Below are 17,745 nucleotides of genomic sequence, written 5' to 3'. Positions count from 1 at the left end.
CCATACCAAATAGTAAAGTATTTATCATTTTGATAATTCATTTGAAATGTTTCATTTAAAGCTTTGAGGACATCACTAGGTTGATAGTAATTGAGTCCTTTAAGAGCGCGTGAACGTAAAGATTGAGGACAGAAATAGAAGGGATGTGGCTTTGAGTCCGTGGCCTGCTGTGTCTAGTAAGATAAATAGCGATGCCTCATTATCTAGCCAGTAGTAATCAAAACAGTCGCCACCTAGTTGACGAGAGGGAATAAATCGAGAGTTGATGGTGAAAGGTTGACTCATCGGTTCTGGAAGCAGCGATCGCACATATTCAGCCGCTTCTGTCAGTTGTTCTTCTAAAAGCAGTTTTTGAGTTTGCAAATCTCGACTTGCTTGATGTAGTCTCAAACCTGCTCTGACTCTGGCTTTCAATTCGTGTTGTTCAATCGGTTTAGTGATAAAGTCATCAGCACCAGCATCTAAACCTTTGACGCGATCGGCTACCGAATCTAGAGATGTTAGTAAAATAAAGAAGGTAGTTGATAGATTAGGGTCATTTTTGATGCGATGACAAACTTCTAGTCCATTCAAGCCTGGCATAATCCAATCACAAATAATTAAAGCTGGATGATGAGCCACAGCTTGAGCGATTCCTTCTTCACCATTATTAACAGCAACTACCTCATAACCCTGTTTTTGTAAGATTCTTTTAAGTAGTATCTGGATAGATAGATCATCATCAATGACAAGTATTTTGAACATCGGTGGTTATGGACAAGGTTATTAATAGTTAGTTATTACCAATAGAAATTAAAAATATTGTCAAGATTAATATAGGAATCCGCTTTGATTCCTGAAATCATTTGCGTAGGAAGGGAACAGGGAACAGGGAACAGGGAACAGGTAAGAAGGAATTAAAGTGTACTGAGTTCTTTTCAAAAATCAAATAGGAATCCTATATGTGGATAAGTATTATCTATAGAAAAATAATACTCACCATATCTAATTATCCATCGCTTGAATCAAATTTGGTCAATAGTCATTAGTCAATAGTCATTAGTCATTAGTCATTAGTCATTAGTTTATCTCCCTGCCCCCTGCCCCCTGCCCCCTGCCCCCTGCCCCCTGCCCAATCCCTACGGTGGCGAAAGGGGATTCAACCACAACAGCAGGGAGTTCTTTAACTGGTTGAGGTCACGATATACTTCTTGTCGAAACCACTGTCCTAGAGCGTCTAAAGGGGTGAAGGATGAGCCGGTTTGCCATTTGATGTCTTGGCCTAGTGGTGTGGTGTGATTTCCTGGGAGGATTTGCGCTGTCACCATCTCAGGAAAACGCGCCTTTAAGATTTTGGTTAAAATAGTAGATTGGTCAAGGTTATCATTCTGAAATTTAATGAGTAAATTACGGCGGATTTTATAGCCTTCCTGGACTATTTTGTTGGTTTCTGAGGGTGAGGGGGTAAATTCAATTGTCAACGCTGAATTAAACTGCTCCACAAGGGGAATCGCGTCTTTGGCGGCGTAGTTATTGAAAGATATTAAAATATTGCCTGCGCGTTCGACGGGAAATAGACTACCAACGAGCAAATGAAGCTTACAACCCATACTATGTCCGAGTCCATAGGTGGGGAGGTAAGCTTTGCGGAGTGCGCCAGAGTCATGCAATCTTTCTAGGGTGCGATCAAAATTGAGTAGTACAGTTTTGGCGATCGCAATATGATCTAAAGTGTTAACAAAAGGTGTAGCGATAATCACATATCCTTTAGCTGCTATTTGTTCTAGTAGCCATCGATAAGTGAGGTGAGGTGCGGTAGCTACAAATGCACCTCCCAAGAAATGAATGATACCCACGGGGTTTGGGGGAATCAATACCCAGTTTCCTCTAATTTCTTTCCAATCCATGCCTGTAGGCGATCGCTCTAATCACACTTAATTTATGTTAGACCCTGAACTGATTATTAGACATCAGCTTCACCAGAGTCGGTCAGAAAAAACTCAGTAACTTTGATTTCTTCATAAAAAAAGCTTGTAACTTCACCTGTTTTTCAATAAAAAAAGCAGCAATCTTACAGTGGAGCATTAGGCATAAAAAATACCAGTATTTAAATATAAGTCTTTATGGAAAGCCTTATTTACAGGATTTGTCGTTTTAAATCACAGTAATTAGGAATACATATGCCACTCGATAATGCTGGTAATACGTTGGCTAATGCAAGACGAATCAACCCGACAGCTACAACACAGACATTTTCTGATTTTGTCGGTGGGACTGATTTAAATGATTTTTACAGTTTTAGTCTAAGTAGTCGTAGTAGTTTCAACCTCAATCTCGGTGGTTTAAATACAAATGCAGATGTCCAAATTATTCGCGATGTTAACTTAAATAGTGTTGTTGATAGCTCTAGCGAAATTATTGCTAGTGGCAATATATCAGGAATTGCTAATGAAGCAATCAGAACTACCTTAGATGCGGGAAATTATTTTGTTCGGGTTTTTCCAGGAATAGGTTCTGCTTTTAGCGGTACAAACTACAACCTTAGTTTGACAGCCAATGCTCTACCGACGCAATTACAATTTAATCTGAATAATTCTAATCTAAAACCTACAGATAATTTAAGCATCAATGGTGGTGCTGTTTATGATGCAGATGGTTTTTCTGATTTAAGTGCAGTTGACTTTCGTATTAAACAAAGTAATGGTGCGTTTATTGAAATTAGTGATGCCATCAAATTCACTCCCAGTAGTTCTGATTCCCGTTGGAGTGGGTTTACTTATGATGTATCACTTGCTAGTCTAAATCTGCAACCAGGTAATTATAGCCTTTGGGCGATCGCACTGGATAAAGGTAATAATACTAGCGCAGTTGTGGAGAAGCAATTTACAGTTAACCCTCCAAATATTGCACCCAATTCACTCTCATTTAACATCGATAATCCTAACATTACTACAACAGGCACACTCAATATTAGTAGTGGTCAAGTATTCGATAGTAACGGTGCTAGTGATATTTCTGGCATCGATTTGCAAATCTTCCAGAATGGTAAATTAATTAATGCTGTAGCGAATGATATCACCCGTATTGTGGTGAATAGTTCTAATACTGCATGGGGAAGTTTCACACACAGTTTATCTTTATCTGGTTTGAATTTGGTAGCGGGTAACTATACTCTCCGCGCTTTTGCAGTCGATAAGGCTAATAATATTAGTCCAGTTGTGGAAAAGCAATTTACAGTTACTCCTCCAAATATTGCACCCAATTCACTCTCATTTAACATTGATAATCCTAACATTACTACAACAGGTACACTCAATATTAGTAGTGGTCAAGTGTTTGATAGTAACGGTGCTAGTGATATTTCTGGCATCGATTTGCAAATCTTCCAGAATGGTAAATTAATTAATGCTGTAGCGAATGATATCACCCGTATTGTGGTGAATAGTTCTAATACTGCATGGGGAAGTTTCACACACAGTTTATCTTTATCTGGTTTGAATTTGGTAGCGGGTAACTATACTCTCCGCGCTTTTGCAGTCGATAAGGCTAATAATATTAGTCCAGTTGTGGAGAAAATATTCACAGTTATTGATTGGTTTACCCAAAACTTAAAAGATCAACAAATCATTAACATCGCTCGAAATTTATCTATAGATGGTAATTTGAGCCGTCAAGATATGATAAATATCTTGAGAGATGCAAAAGATAATAGTGTAGTTGATAGCAATGAATTATCTGATTTAAAAGTGATTCTTAGTAATGCTAGCCTTTTTACGATGCAAGACCATGTAAGAGTCTTATCGAATAAAGTTGTGATTGGTGATGTAGCTAATATCACGTCTGGGATTGGTAATTTATTTTCAGGTAGTAGTGCAACGCAATTAGAAAGGTTATTGAGTAAATGGTTTTTTGGCAGCGATCGCCCACAATTAACATCTACTAGTTTAACCTATAGAGAAGTCAAAGGTAGTCTCTTCCAAAATGGCATTAGTTATGAAGATGTGAATCAAGGTGTATTGGGTGATTGCTATTTTCTGGCTGGTTTAGCTGCTACCGCATTACGCACACCTAATGTTATTCAAAGTATGTTCATTGATAATGGCGATAACACTTTCACAGTGCGTTTTTATAACAAAGGTGTTGCCGATTTTGTCACCGTTGACAAATTTTTAGGGACTTTATCCGATGGAACTATAGCTTACGCAAAATTCGGAGCAAAATACGATAATCCTAACAATGAGTTATGGGTAGCTCTAGCAGAAAAAGCTTATGCTCAAATTAATGAATCAGGATGGACAATGGGGCCTGGTAGTCAAGATAGGCGCAATTCATATCAAGCAATTAATGGTGGGTATACTGGCTACGCTATGACTGACATTACAGGTTTAATCACCCAATATGATAGTCTAGACAGTTATGATATGAATGCCATTGTTACTGGTTTCAACCAAGGAAAAATGATTACTTTTAGCTCTAAGACAACAGGAGTTGCTAACAATATCGTATCTCAGCACGCATATGTTTTAGTAGGGTATGATTCCTCTACACAGAAATTTAGGCTTTTTAACCCTTGGGGTACAAACGGTGGATATGATAGTCAGTTTGTATTCAAAAATGGCTTTTTAGATTTGACATTTAGTGAACTAGTAAGGAATTTCCGAGGCTGGGATAAATCAGCCTAAGCTGATTCACCACTGTTGAATATAGATAGTGAATATAGATAGAGGCGTTGCAATGCAACGTCTCTTGATTTTTATGTATTTGACTGACTTTGTAAACTTTTCATTTCCTGCTGCACATCTAAAGCAATCTGTAATGCTTCATTTAATAATTTGCCATGCTCAGTTGCTTGTTCTGTAACTTGCATCGCGGCTAAAGTTGCTAAATTATTCACAAATAATTCTGTATTACCCAGAATAAAGTTTTTATTTTCTCGCAAGATTCTTTCTGTTTTTAAGGCTCTGACTAAATCATCTCTTGTGAGTTTCAAAGCAGCAATTACTTTTGCTCTTTCTTTGATATTCACTTCTGGATTACCTGCATCTTCTATTTGATCGTTAATATCTATAGCTTTAATTACAGCATTATATCTATCAACATCATTTAAAAGAATTTGGAGCGAATGGGTCATACTCCCTTTGAGGGTTTTGAGTCTTTTCTGCCACCAGTAGTATAAACTACATTGTGTAATTCCTCCGCCCAAAAAACATAGTATTATTAATAACATCCACGCTGGAATACTAATCCAATTAGCAAATAGCTTAATTAAAACATCTAGTATTAAATAAGTCAGGACGGCGATAGAAAAGCTGATAAAAAGGACTGTAGCTCCTTCCGAACCTTTAATTTTTTGTACAATAGTTTTACCTATCTCTTTTAAGGGATTAATGATGATGAGCAGTTCATCCTTTACAGGCAAATTAGTTAACTTTTGCAGTTCCTTTTGACTAATCTCTAAGCCTTGCAAATCATTACGCACAGTTTTCCCCATTTTCACCAGGATAGTGATTATTTCATACAATATAGCAACCAAAGTTATATATGGCTAATGACATAAATAAAATATTTGTTTTTTTACTTTAGTTAATTTTCATCGAAAAAATATATTTTTATGTGTTAATTGATACCCTTGATGTGTTAAAAGTTACTTCATTTTCCCAAGATACTAAGATTTAAGCCCTAATGAGGTGGAGACATTTAATATTTCAATAGAGAATAAAAAATGATTTTTGTCATATCTAGTGCTGGATAAAATCTGGGAATGTCTTACTACTAATTAATCTTAGATAGATGTGATCAACTATCTAAAGGATGAAAGTGTTTACCACGCATTTTCACCTTTAGCTAGTTGTTGATTAGGACTCATCAGTGAAAAATGAGAGTTATCAAAGATAAATTACTTTGATACAAAACACTGTTTTCATCTCAATCACAGTGTTTTAGCAGTGTTTTCATTAACCAAAAGGCATTTAAACCAATGATCTGATGAAGAAGCATCTAAATTATTTTTGTCTTAAATTGTGAGTTTAATTAAGGGTGTTTAGCTAGGGATCATGATTGATTTAAAAGCTAATTTCAAACATATCTTTATCATCAAATAGATATTTTTTGATTGAGTTACCCTGAAATATTTTCCTAAAAACCATACATCAACTTAGAGAGAAATTAATTTTTCTGGAGGATACATCTGTGAATCATCTCTTATCTTGGTCATCATTCAGTATGAAATTGCTAGCTTTAGGAGTAGCAGCTGCAACAATTTCTCCTGTGATGATTTCTACAGTCGCTTTAGCTCAAGATACTGTTCCTTCAACAACTGTAGCTCCCAGATTTAGTGATGTTGGTGCAGATTCTTGGGCGAGTCCATTTATTCAAGCTTTAGCGGAAAGAAATATTATTGCAGGTTTTCCTGATGGCACATTTAAGCCGAACCAATCGGTGAGTCGGGCGGAATTCGCCACCATGATTCAGAAAGCCTTTAACCAACAACCAGTCAGACAATTAAGTGCAAGCGGATTTACAGATGTTCCGTCCAATTACTGGGCGAATGCTGCAATTAGAGAGGCTTACGAAACTGGATTTATGGCTGGCTACCCAGGGGATGTGTTTTTACCTAATCAACAGATTCCTAGAGTACAGGCGATCGCAGCTTTAGCTAGTGGTTTAGGCTTACAAAATAGCAACTCTGCATCAGATGTGGTAGCTACCTACTATGCAGATGCTTCTGCTATCCCTAATTATGCTGTAAATGGTGTAGCGGCAGCAACACAAGCCAACATGGTAGTGAACTATCCCGATGTTCGACAACTTAATCCCCAACAGTCTCTCACCCGTGCAGAAGCAGCCGCACTGTTGTATCAAGCTTTAGTGCGTCAGGGACAGTTGCAACCTCTAGCTACAAATGTTGCAGCTTCTAACTATGTAGTAGTCAGCCAGGGAACTGGTAATACTCAAACAGGGAATGACATCGTTTCTGTAGCTGCGTCTAGTAATTCCTTTAGCACCTTAACTTCTTTACTCAAGACAGCAGGTTTAACAGATATCTTGCAACAGCCAGGCCCTTATACAGTGTTTGCACCTACTAACGAGGCCTTTGCAGCTTTACCGGCTGGGACTTTAGAACAGTTACAACAACCCCAAAATAAAGAATTATTGGTGCAGATATTGCGCTATCACGTAGTTCCTGGACAGGTGACGGCGAATCAACTCTCATCTGGGGAATTAAAAACCGTGGAAAATTCACCCGTGAATATTCGAGTTGATAGTGCAAATAATCAAATCGCAGTCAATGAAGCGCGAGTGATTCAGCCCAATATTCAAGCGAGTAACGGAGTCATCTATCCCATTAACCAAGTTCTGATTCCACCAAATCTGACTAGTCAACAGCCACAACCACCCAATAATCAAGCACAAACCCCTGATGTCACACCAGGAAGGGCTACCCGTGGCGGTTCTAGTTATGTTGGTGTAGCGGGTAATATCGGCTTAGGCGGTGATACAGCGTTGAGTGAAAGTAACTTTGCGGCTATCAGTAAAATCGGTCTAACTCGGACTGTATCAGTGCGTCCATCGGTAGTGTTTGGGGACGATACCGTATTTCTCGTACCCTTGACTTATGATTTTGCGCCCCGTGAGGTAGAACCTGGTGTTGTACAGCAGTTTTCTGTATCCCCTTATGTTGGTGCTGGTGTGGCTATTGAAGCTAGCAATGATACTGATATTGGGTTGCTGTTAACTGGTGGTGTAGATGTTCCCTTGGGAAATCGTTTTACCCTCACGGGTGCTGTAAATGCAGCTTTTGTTGATGAAACTGATGTCGGTTTGTTGTTGGGCGTAGGTTTCAACTTCTAATTTATGTTACTGCGATCGCTTCTTAGCCACTCATAGTTATTTTACACCTGTGGAGAATGGGAGCGATCGCTACGATTTCAGGATCAACACTAGAAAACTTCTTTAGGTATAGGTTGATGATCAGCCATTAAACCACTGATAGTCACGCTCCATGTCACCATTAAAAGAAGCTGCGACTTTATAACCAATGCGAATACCAAACAGTCGAGCTAATGGGTTCTTTTTGCGTAAATAATTCGCTGATTCTATACCTGTTTTATCAACTGCATATTCACCAGTTTCTATATCAATAATCACCATTTTACCGATGTTTTCTTCTGTTTCTACTTGCTGACGGATATTATTTTCATATAATTCTCTGGCACGTTTACCAACTTCTTCGCTGCTTAAAAGTATAGTTTGCATAGTTTCTCCTGTTAAGTTATCAGTTTCGGGATTGGTTGTTGAGCCTTGTTTTTTTGATGATTGAAAAAGTTAAGCTGAGAGTAAGGGTTTAACTTTACCAAAACGGCGATCGCGTTGTTGATAACTGAGTAAAGCTTTATACAGTGCTTCTCGATTAAAATCAGGCCAAAAAATATCAGTAAAATACATTTCTGTATACGCCATTTGCCACAAGAGAAAATTACTCAACCGCATCTCTCCACTAGTGCGAATTAGCAAATCTGGTGCGGGAGTATTTGCCGTGTACAGATGTTGTTCTACTAAATTTTCATTAATGTCGGCTGCGTTGAGTTTACCCTGTTCTACAAGTTCCGCTATTTGAAGACAGGCTCTAGTAATTTCGTTACGACTACCGTAATTGACGGCAAGAGTAAAGTGAATTTCTTGATTCTTTGCTGTCTCTGCCATTGAATTTGTGATTTCTGTGTGCAGAGATGGGGGTAAGGGTGACAAATCACCAATGAAAGAAATTCTCACTCCTTCTCGGTGCATTTCGGCTAATTCGCGACGCAGTAATCGCTCAAATAAGAGCATCAAAAAGTCTACTTCTTCTATGGGACGTTGCCAATTTTCGGTGGAGAAGGCGTAGGCGGTGAGGGCTTTAATTCCCCAGTCTTTGCAACAGCGTAAGATTTCTTTGAGGGTTCTTGCACCTTGGCGATGTCCGGCTATGCGGGGTAGTCCTCGGCTATTTGCCCATCTACCATTACCATCCATGATGATGGCTATGTGTTGGGGGAGTTTTTGGGGGTCTAATTCTAAGGGTAAATTCATGGTGTTAATCAGAGGATTTATTTAAAGTTCACGCAGAGGCGCAGAGACGCAAAGAGTTATTCAAAGAGGTTTTGTAGGTATTGGGGTGTTAGAGTGTTGTGCCATTTCCAAAGGTGGTGCATGGTGTAGGTAAAGGTGAACAGGAGGGTGGCTTTGTTGGTGAGTGTCCAGCCTTTCCAATTGAGGGTATTCATCATGCGGCGCAGGGTACGCATCAGGTTATTGCGCTCATAGTTTTGGGAACGGGTTTTAATTAAGGTTCTGGTAATGCGGATGAGTCCGGTGTCAGGATACGCCCAAACTCCAAAACCCCAAAATTTGGTCATGTGGTTAACTTCGTCTTTGGTGAGTTCTTCTAAAACGTCTTGGAGTGCGCCTGTGGTGTGTGCCATCATCCACAGGTAAAGACAGGTTGCACCGTATTCCGTGGCGACGCGGTGTAAACCGTGGCGATATAGGTCTTCTTGGGGGTCATCTGTGGGTAGGTAGCCCCTAACTGTGCGGAGTTTGGGGATGATTTTTTCGCCTGTGAGTTGAGTGTAAACTTTGAGTAAGGCGGGGGTGTGTTGACGTTCTTCTTTCTCCCATAGGCCGATTTCTTTGAGTTCGCCATCTTCACCGACTGTTCCACCGACTACGCGCGCCATATGGGGATGTAATTGTTCTAAATACTGGCGACTGGTTTGGGTGTAGCCGCGAATCGGGGCTTCTGTATCTAATGCACCTATTAAGATGGATAAAAATACTTCTGGATCTACGCCGATAATTTGATTACGGTTGATGGCTTGCCAATCAATATGTTTCCAAGGGCGGACTTGATGATTGGTAAATTGCGTAGGTAAATCTTCTAAGCGTTCTTGTAGTTTTTCGGTAGCTACATAATTATCTATCAGTGAGCGTAGACGCTGCTGTATTTGCCAGTAGCTAGGACTGGTATAGCTTTGGCCTGCCAAGTCTTCTGCTAATGGGGTGGTAGTATTCACCATGTTTTTTATACTTTTAACTCTACGCCCAATAGCCTAAGCGATCGCACCTGTGTTTGTCAGTCGGTGAAAGTCGGTAGTTTGATATGATGCAGTTGCTAAAGTCGGCGCAAAAGTCGGATTTATTTGGTGTGTTAATTTAGGTTACAAATATGCAATTCATAACTTATCTTAAACTTTGAAATTTTATGACAGCATTAACCAACGCATTAGCAAGAATTATGCACTGGTTACAGCAATATCAACCAGAGTTTGTGGCTTCATTTGGATGAAATTTATCTCAAATGTTCTAGGTGTCGAGTAACGAAATATCGCCATCAATATAACGCTGATATATTTCCTCGCATATTCTTGAAACTGCTGCTCCTTTTCGGGCAATTGAGTCTGAGAGATAATCTCTTGCCATATATTTAACATCAAGCAAACATTTCATTTCTTCATTTACAATATCCCAGGCGTTTTCCTGCTTCACAAAGTAAGCTGCTTCATACCAATCTGCGCTATGCAAAATTAAATTAGTCAAATTGTAGTAACGCAGTGAATAGTCATTACATTCACAGTCGTATATACGTATTACGCTATTTCTCTGTGAATTAGGTGCAACCGAATAAACAACACCGCCATTACACCAAAGCTGGAAAATAGGGAAACTATGTTCAAACCAGTAAGCTTCTTCACGCTCGTAATAACTAATTTCACCCATTTGCTCACGGTAATTACTTATAGCTGCATTCAAAGACATGAATTCATAATTTTCAAATAGGAATGTATATCCTGACGAACCATTACGCCATTGATAAAGTTCGTAAACTTCTTCAGGTAGTTTGAATGGCAGAAATCTGGTACTTTGTTCAATCTCTTCACGCGAAAGCCCTGAAGCTAGAGAAGAAATTCGCTCAGGCATATTTTTTTTAAACCACGTATGAATTCTTTCCAGTCCTTCAGTTAGTTCTGACATTTTACGCTCACACTTTCCGAACTAAAGTAATTTTATATAAACAAAACCTGTCTCCTCAGCCAGCAATTATTTTACTACGGAGGTTGCCTTTGTCAGTTTAACCTCATGCTTGCAGCTTAGATCAAAAAAGTCGGGTAAAAAGTCGGATTTATAGAAACTTATCCGAAAGTTGGGATAGAAAAACTGTAGATTAATCTATAGTTGTAAAATCTAACTACCCTCATCGTTACACAATGAACGCTGAAGCAGCATTAGCATGGTTAGAAAGCATCATTCCTGCTCAAACTGGGGAAAGATTGAGCGATTTGCAAAAAGTGATTCTTCAGCAGGTTTGGTTGGGTAGAAAATATTTAGATATCGCCCGTAGTTACGGTTGTACAGAAGGACACGTTAAGGATGTCGGTTCACAATTATGGAAGTTACTTTCTCAGGTTTTGCGACAGAAGATTACTAAAAGCAATTGTCGCACTACTTTAGAACGAGTTCTGAGGAAAACTTCTGCTATCTCCCATACTTTTTGCTTAACCTCTCCCCCTACCCCTCTCCTACAAGGCGAGGGGAGTAATTTTCCCCCATTCCCTTGCAGGGAAGGGGGGTTAGGGGGGTTAGGCTTACAAACTGTCTCAACACTAGAAGATACTAATTTTATCGGACGACAAGACGCGATCGCTCACCTCAATACTTTGGTAAATCAAGGCGCGAAGGTAATTGTTATCCAGGGTGAGGGAGGGTTAGGTAAGACGACTCTCGCCCAGCAATATCTGCAAAATCAGGGTTTTGACTTGGTTTTAGAACTATTAATGGCGAAGGAAACCCAAAATATTACCTCAGTGGAACGGGTGGTGGAGGAGTGGCTAAAACAAGACTTTGGAGAAGAACCAGGGGTAGAATTTGGGGTGACATTGGGAAGACTCAAACGCCAACTCCATCACCGACGAGTCGGGGTGTTAATTGATAATTTAGAACCAGCATTAGATCATCAAGGAAAATTGATTGCGCCTCACCGCAGTTATGTCGAATTGTTGCGGGTTTTGGCTGATGTGCGGGTGCAATCTGTGACTCTAATCACTAGCCGCGATCGCCTGTGTGAACCTGGAATTAATATACATCACTATCGACTGCCGAGTTTAGACCAAAGTGCATGGCTGAAATTTTTTAGTCACCGAGGCTTAATTATCGACACGCCCACATTACAGCAAATACATCATACCTATGGCGGTAATGCTAAAGCAATGGGCATTATTTGCGGTGCAATTCAAGAAGATTTTGGTGGTGATTTGACTTTATATTGGCAAGAAAATCACACAGATCCTTTGGCAGCAACCGACTTAAAAAATTTAGCCGTCAGTCAAATTAATCGCTTGCAAAACCTTGATTTGCAAGCTTATCGCCTGCTGTGTCGTTTGGGTTGTTACCGTTATCAAGATATCCCCAAAATTCCCTCGTCGGGACTATTTTGTTTACTATGGGATGTACCAAAAACCGAACATCGTCAGATTATTACTTCCCTGAGAAATCGCTCTTTAATCGAGTGTGAGCAAGGAGAATATTGGCTACATCCAGTAATTCGAGCCGAAGCGATCGCGCGTTTACGCCATAGCGATGATTGGGAAATCACTAACCACAAAGCCGCCGAATTTTGGACAGCTAGCGTCACCGAAATAGCCACATTTCCAGATGCTTTACAGGCTCTAGAAGCCTATTATCACTACATAGAAATTAACGCCTTTGAGTTAGCCGGTAAAGTGATTCTCAAAAGTCGCAATAATCAATGGCAACAGTTCCTACCTCTGGGTAGTACATTGTATCGTATGGGATTTACTCAACCGATATTAACTGCAATTAATCAAGTCATCAATAATATTGAGTCTGAGCATAATCTTATTGAACTATACAATATATTAGGTGATTTATATTGGATTACAGGCAAGATTAGCCAAGCCATAACCTGTCAAGAACAAACCATTAATTTAGCCACACAAGCCCTCAAATCTCTTGTACCCCAACCAGAAAATCAACACAAAGTCTACTATCTGAGAATGTTAGAAGTAGATTCGCTCTTAAGCATTGGTCTTTATAAAATAGATTTGTGGGAACTAGAAACAGCCGCCGATTTATTTCAACAAGTAATTTATTTAGCACAAAATACCGCCCATCATAGCTGGGCTGAAAAAGCTTCAGTCTGTTTAGCCTTAGTGAATTCCCATTTAGGCTTGAATGATGTTGCTTTCGCCTTAGCAGATGTAGCTTATCAAAATATTACACAGGAAAAACTAGTAAAAACTGGTAGATTTGCTTATTTCATGCAAATCTTGGGTCAAACTTACATCAACCTTGGAGATTTTACCAAAGCTACAGAAATATTTCAGCAAGCCTTGACCTTTGCTGAAGCCAGTCATTATATGCAAGTTAAAGCAAAAACATTGAGTAGTCTAGCAGAAATCTATCGCCAACAAGCGGATTATCAACTAGCCTTAACTCAACACTATGAAGCCATCGAACTATTAGAAAAAATTGGTGCTAAATGTGACCTAGCAGCAGCCTATTTTCAACTAGGCTTAACATATCAAAAAATGTCCAATCATACTGAAAGTGAAATAAATTTTAACCAAGCCAAGCAGCTATTTACGGAAATAAAAGCTCCCAAGCAAGTTGACAAAATTTCAAATTCCGCGTCCGGGTTTGCAATCTGCAAAACCTAACGCTTCTGAGTCTAGAAAACTAGCGATTCTCTTTCAGACACACTACGTGAACGCCATTTCAATAACTGCTTCAATAGGGTACTCAATTTCAGTAGCACGAGCAATTAAAGCAGCTCGAATACGCTCAGGTAGACGCTCTAAAATAATTTCTGCATCAACAATAGAAAGTTGTTCCTGAACTTTAGCTTGCATAGCTTTACTTTTCGTCCGTGATTATATTGCTATAACTTGTATTCCTGGCTCATATTTTATTACATCTTGACAACCCAGCATTGATAACAAAATTTACTGAACTTTAAGATTCATGTAATTTAAAACCTATGAAGTTGTTTCAAGTGCCAACTGAATCATAATCAGGAAGTAGTTTCTCACAATCGCCACATTAAAAAAGGCAAAAGGCAAAAAGTAAAAGATTATTTTTATTGTTCTCTACCCAGTCCCCAGTCCCCAGTCCCCAATCCCCAATCCCCATTTAGGAGAAGATATTAATGAAATTGGCTTACTGGATGTATGCAGGCCCAGCCCATATCGGTACTCTAAGAATCGCTAGTTCTTTTAAAAACGTCCACGCTATTATGCACGCGCCTTTGGGCGATGATTACTTTAACGTCATGCGCTCCATGTTATCGCGGGAAAGGGACTTTACCCCAGTTACAGCCAGTGTAGTTGACCGCAACGTTTTGGCGCGCGGTTCTCAAGAAAAGGTGGTTAATAACATCACCCGCAAAGATGCAGAGGAACACCCAGATTTAATTGTGTTAACTCCTACTTGTACCTCTAGTATTTTGCAAGAAGACCTGCACAATTTTGTCGAACGGGCGCAAATAGAAGCCAAATGTGACGTACTGTTAGCAGATGTTAACCACTACCGCGTTAATGAACTGCAAGCAGGCGATCGCACTCTCGTCCAAATCGTACAATACTACATTGAGAAAGCCCGTAAAAAAGGCGAACTCCCCAGCAGCAAAACCGCAAAACCCTCAGTTAACATCATCGGTATTTCTACCCTGGGTTTCCACAATAACCACGACTGTACAGAACTCAAAAAGCTCATGGCTGATTTGGGAATTGAGGTAAACGCCGTCATTCCTGAAGGCGCGTCAGTCCATGAGTTGAAAAACTTACCAAAAGCTTGGTTTAACCTCGTCCCTTATCGGGAACTAGGCTCAATGACAGCTAATTATCTACAAGCTGAGTTTGGTACACCTTATATAGATATTACCCCGATGGGTGTAGTAGAAACTGCTAGATGTATCCGTAAAATTCAGCAGGTAATCAACGAACAAGGCGCGAACGTTGACTATGAAGAATATATCAACGAACAAACCCTGTATGTCTCCCAAGCTGCTTGGTTCTCCCGTTCCATTGACTGTCAAAACTTGACAGGGAAAAAAGCTGTAGTCTTTGGTGACAGTACCCACGCTGCGGCTATGACTAAGATTTTGTCACGGGAAATGGGAATTCATGTTGTCTGGGCGGGGACATACTGCAAATATGATGCTGATTGGTTCAGAGAACAAGTCAGCGAATATTGCGATGAGATTCTAATTACCGATGATCATGGCATAATCGGAGATGCGATCGCCCGTGTTGAACCCTCCGCCATTTTCGGGACACAAATGGAACGCCACGTTGGGAAACGCTTGGATATTCCCTGTGGTGTAATTGCTGCACCTATTCATGTACAAAATTTCCCCATCGGTTATAAACCATTCTTAGGTTATGAAGGGACAAACCAGATTACAGATTTAATTTACAATTCCTTTACTTTAGGAATGGAAGATCATCTATTAGAAATCTTTGGTGGACACGATACCAAAGAAGTCATTACCAAGGAATTTCTGCGGAATCTGACTTAAATTGGACAAAAGATGGTTTAGCAGAATTAAATAAAATTCCTGGGTTTGTCAGGGGGAAAGTGAAGCGCAACACCGAAAAATTTGCGCGCGATCGCGGTTTTAAAGATATATCGGCTGAAGTGCTTTACGCTGCTAAAGAAGCAGTCGGAGCTTAATTTTTACATAATTAAATAAAAGGGCGAGTTAACTACTTAACTCGCCCTTTTATAGAATTTGTCAGGAAATAAATAGAAAATACAAGACACAGCTTCTCTATCAATCAGTCCCAGCAAGAGACAGAGTAGACATAGCATAATTTGATTCTCCTTTTTGAGAATTCAGATTCTACGCTGTTTCCAGCCAGTCATAAATTTTTTCTAGTTGTTCTAACGTAATCAAACCATATTGCCACAGAATCATCGGTAGAGGGCCAGGGTCTTGTTCACGATGTCGCAACGCCACCGCTAAAGATGCAGCAGAAATTGATAAATCTTCCTGAAGAAAATGAATTAGTCGTGAATATGTAGATGGTGACATTTGTAACTCACCTCCTTGTTGAGCATTTACTGTTAAGTATTGGTTTTTCATTGATATGTAGCCTTGCAACTATTACTTCACAAGTGAATGTACATTTACCGGATAAACACTCTAGTCAATTTGGGTATTTTTATGAGAATAAAACTATTTATCCTCATAGACTGGGATAAAATCAGATTTTATTAGCTCTAGCGATGTTTTACTGCTGATTGTTGTGACTCAAAGTGAGTATGGGGCATGGATGATATCTTGGCTATTGAAGTGATGTTTGGCTACACATTCAATAATTAAGATTCCATAGCTATAGTGCCTTATGCGTGGCTGATTACACTTATGCCAAAAGTCAGATATTAGGCAATGAAATTCACCAGCTTGTGACTCTACCTGATCAATCTTGAGATTTAACATTTTTGACATCATACTAGATAGTAGCCTCAAAATTCATTATTTTACGTATACTTGATAGATTTTTTACGTAAAGATTATGAATTTTGATGAGCTAGAACCTACAGAAATCAGCAAGTCCAAGAATTTTTAGGGTAAATCCTTAGTATTTAAAAATTCAATTTTGATACTGTCTCCTTTCTTCAGACTTAATTCCTGAGCGCGTCCGGCTCGCAACTCAATCACCTGATCAACTGGTACATCAGTTCCATAGGTAGGACAAGGTTCATTAGGACAAGGAGGAGCCGCAGTTTGAATATATCTAACTACACCATTGTGTAGAAAAACCATATCCAAAGCCACAGGTACATTCTTCATCCAAAACCGTACTGATTGCGCTGAAGGAAGTTCAAATAACATTCCCCGATTGTCGGGTAAAGCTGGACGATACATCAGTCCTAGTTGTTGTTGTTCTGGTGTTCGCGCCACTTCTAAATCAATCTTGGTACCATTGGGAACTGTTGCTTGAGCAGAAATAGGTAATGTTTGCCCCAGTGATGCTGGTGTTTGAATGTTAGTAGGAGTAGGGTTTGCTGTCGGAGATTGAGCAGTAGATTGCACAGAACACCCCATTAATAAAACACTCAACAGCATCGGAAAAAAACTTAACCAACGCATCATACAATTTTTAATTTAGTTATTTAGATATCGATTTTACAGAAATTTTTCAAAAATAGCCTGCTTGTTGGGGACTGGGGATTGGGCAGGGGGCAGGGGGCAGGGGGCAGGGGGCAGGGGGCAGAGAGATAAACTAGTGACTGTTGACTGTTGACTGTTGACTGTTGACTATTGACTATTGACTATTGACTAATTTAAGACTCTCTGAGTACGTAACCTACACCGCGTACTGTTTGAATTAGGCGTTTTTGTCCTTCTTCTTCGATTTTTAGGCGTAAGTAGCGAATATAAACTTCTATGACGTTAGATTCGCCCATGAAGTCGTAACCCCAAACGTTTTCTAAATCTGCTCGCGAGTTAAGACTTCGCGGGGATGTTCCATTAAGAATTTTAAAAGTTCAAATTCTTTCATTGTCAAATCAACTATCCGTCCGTTGTAGATGGCACGACGGCTAGCTATATCTAAAATTAGATCACCAAAACGTAACTGTTCGGTGGTATCAATATCGGGTTTGAGGTAAAGCCGAATTAACTTTAAAAAGTTCTTCTGAGCGATAGGGTTTGAGAATGTAATCATCAGCACCAGCTTTCTAAACAAGCTACCCGATCATCAACTG

At 39.6% G+C, this 17,745-nt stretch carries 11 protein-coding genes and 4 pseudogenes; 4 read left to right on the top strand and 11 right to left on the bottom strand.

The window, feature by feature from the left end:
- Both CV014_RS25590 and CV014_RS25585 read right to left on the bottom strand, forming a co-directional pair.
- Positions 1 to 744, bottom strand: a pseudogene (locus tag CV014_RS25590) (response regulator); the annotation flags it as partial.
- Between the two features lie 374 nt (positions 745 to 1,118).
- Positions 1,119 to 1,886 carry a DUF1350 family protein gene (locus tag CV014_RS25585; protein WP_236144588.1) on the bottom strand — a complete coding sequence of 256 codons (768 nt, stop codon included), beginning with the start codon at positions 1,884 to 1,886 and terminating at the stop codon, positions 1,119 to 1,121.
- A 273-nt stretch (positions 1,887 to 2,159) separates the two neighbouring features.
- Between CV014_RS25585 and CV014_RS25580 the strand changes: the two genes are divergently transcribed.
- Positions 2,160 to 4,661 carry a C2 family cysteine protease gene (locus CV014_RS25580; protein ID WP_236144587.1) on the top strand — a complete coding sequence of 834 codons (2,502 nt, stop codon included), beginning with the start codon at positions 2,160 to 2,162 and terminating at the stop codon, positions 4,659 to 4,661.
- A 71-nt stretch (positions 4,662 to 4,732) separates the two neighbouring features.
- Here the strand turns inward: CV014_RS25580 and CV014_RS25575 are convergent, their stop codons facing one another.
- On the bottom strand, positions 4,733 to 5,470 hold the full coding sequence (locus CV014_RS25575) for a hypothetical protein (RefSeq protein ID WP_236144586.1): 738 nt from the start codon (positions 5,468 to 5,470) through the stop codon (positions 4,733 to 4,735).
- Positions 5,471 to 6,201: 731 nt separating this feature from the next.
- Here CV014_RS25575 and CV014_RS25570 point away from each other — a divergent pair.
- On the top strand, positions 6,202 to 7,830 hold the full coding sequence (locus CV014_RS25570) for a fasciclin domain-containing protein (protein ID WP_236144589.1): 1,629 nt from the start codon (positions 6,202 to 6,204) through the stop codon (positions 7,828 to 7,830).
- 120 nt (positions 7,831 to 7,950) lie between these two features.
- Here CV014_RS25570 and CV014_RS25565 read toward each other — a convergent pair whose 3' ends face one another.
- From CV014_RS25565 to CV014_RS25550, 4 genes are all read right to left on the bottom strand, one after another.
- Positions 7,951 to 8,235 carry a hypothetical protein gene (locus CV014_RS25565; protein ID WP_103136480.1) on the bottom strand — a complete coding sequence of 95 codons (285 nt, stop codon included), beginning with the start codon at positions 8,233 to 8,235 and terminating at the stop codon, positions 7,951 to 7,953.
- Between the two features lie 69 nt (positions 8,236 to 8,304).
- Complete coding sequence (locus CV014_RS25560) at positions 8,305 to 9,048, bottom strand: isoprenyl transferase (protein ID WP_236144585.1); 744 nt, start codon at positions 9,046 to 9,048, stop codon at positions 8,305 to 8,307.
- Positions 9,049 to 9,104: 56 nt separating this feature from the next.
- Positions 9,105 to 10,034: a ferritin-like domain-containing protein gene (locus tag CV014_RS25555; protein WP_236144584.1), complete on the bottom strand. Its 930-nt coding sequence runs from the start codon at positions 10,032 to 10,034 to the stop codon at positions 9,105 to 9,107.
- Positions 10,035 to 10,320: 286 nt separating this feature from the next.
- Positions 10,321 to 10,989: an SMI1/KNR4 family protein gene (locus tag CV014_RS25550; protein ID WP_236144583.1), complete on the bottom strand. Its 669-nt coding sequence runs from the start codon at positions 10,987 to 10,989 to the stop codon at positions 10,321 to 10,323.
- A gap of 233 nt (positions 10,990 to 11,222) precedes the next feature.
- Between CV014_RS25550 and CV014_RS25545 the strand changes: the two genes are divergently transcribed.
- Complete coding sequence (locus CV014_RS25545) at positions 11,223 to 13,691, top strand: tetratricopeptide repeat protein (RefSeq protein ID WP_236144582.1); 2,469 nt, start codon at positions 11,223 to 11,225, stop codon at positions 13,689 to 13,691.
- Here the strand turns inward: CV014_RS25545 and CV014_RS30525 are convergent.
- A pseudogene (locus CV014_RS30525) lies at positions 13,653 to 13,883 on the bottom strand (hypothetical protein). The gene CV014_RS25545 and the pseudogene CV014_RS30525 sit on opposite strands and share 39 nt — an antisense overlap.
- A 296-nt stretch (positions 13,884 to 14,179) precedes the next feature.
- Between CV014_RS30525 and bchB the strand changes: the two are divergent.
- Positions 14,180 to 15,705 (top strand): annotated as a pseudogene (gene bchB, locus CV014_RS25535) (ferredoxin:protochlorophyllide reductase (ATP-dependent) subunit B).
- A 169-nt stretch (positions 15,706 to 15,874) separates the two neighbouring features.
- Here the strand turns inward: bchB and CV014_RS25530 are convergent.
- The 3 genes and pseudogenes from CV014_RS25530 to CV014_RS25520 form a co-directional block, all read right to left on the bottom strand.
- On the bottom strand, positions 15,875 to 16,066 hold the full coding sequence (locus CV014_RS25530) for a DUF2949 domain-containing protein (protein ID WP_103140622.1): 192 nt from the start codon (positions 16,064 to 16,066) through the stop codon (positions 15,875 to 15,877).
- Positions 16,067 to 16,600: 534 nt separating this feature from the next.
- On the bottom strand, positions 16,601 to 17,131 hold the full coding sequence (locus CV014_RS25525; protein WP_236144580.1) for a DUF192 domain-containing protein: 531 nt from the start codon (positions 17,129 to 17,131) through the stop codon (positions 16,601 to 16,603).
- A gap of 191 nt (positions 17,132 to 17,322) precedes the next feature.
- Positions 17,323 to 17,745: pseudogene (locus tag CV014_RS25520) on the bottom strand (winged helix-turn-helix domain-containing protein); the annotation flags it as partial.

This window comes from Nostoc sp. CMAA1605, from assembly GCF_021596505.1.
Classification (GTDB): domain Bacteria; phylum Cyanobacteriota; class Cyanobacteriia; order Cyanobacteriales; family Nostocaceae; genus Trichormus.
This window is presented reverse-complemented; position numbering and strand designations above follow the sequence as displayed.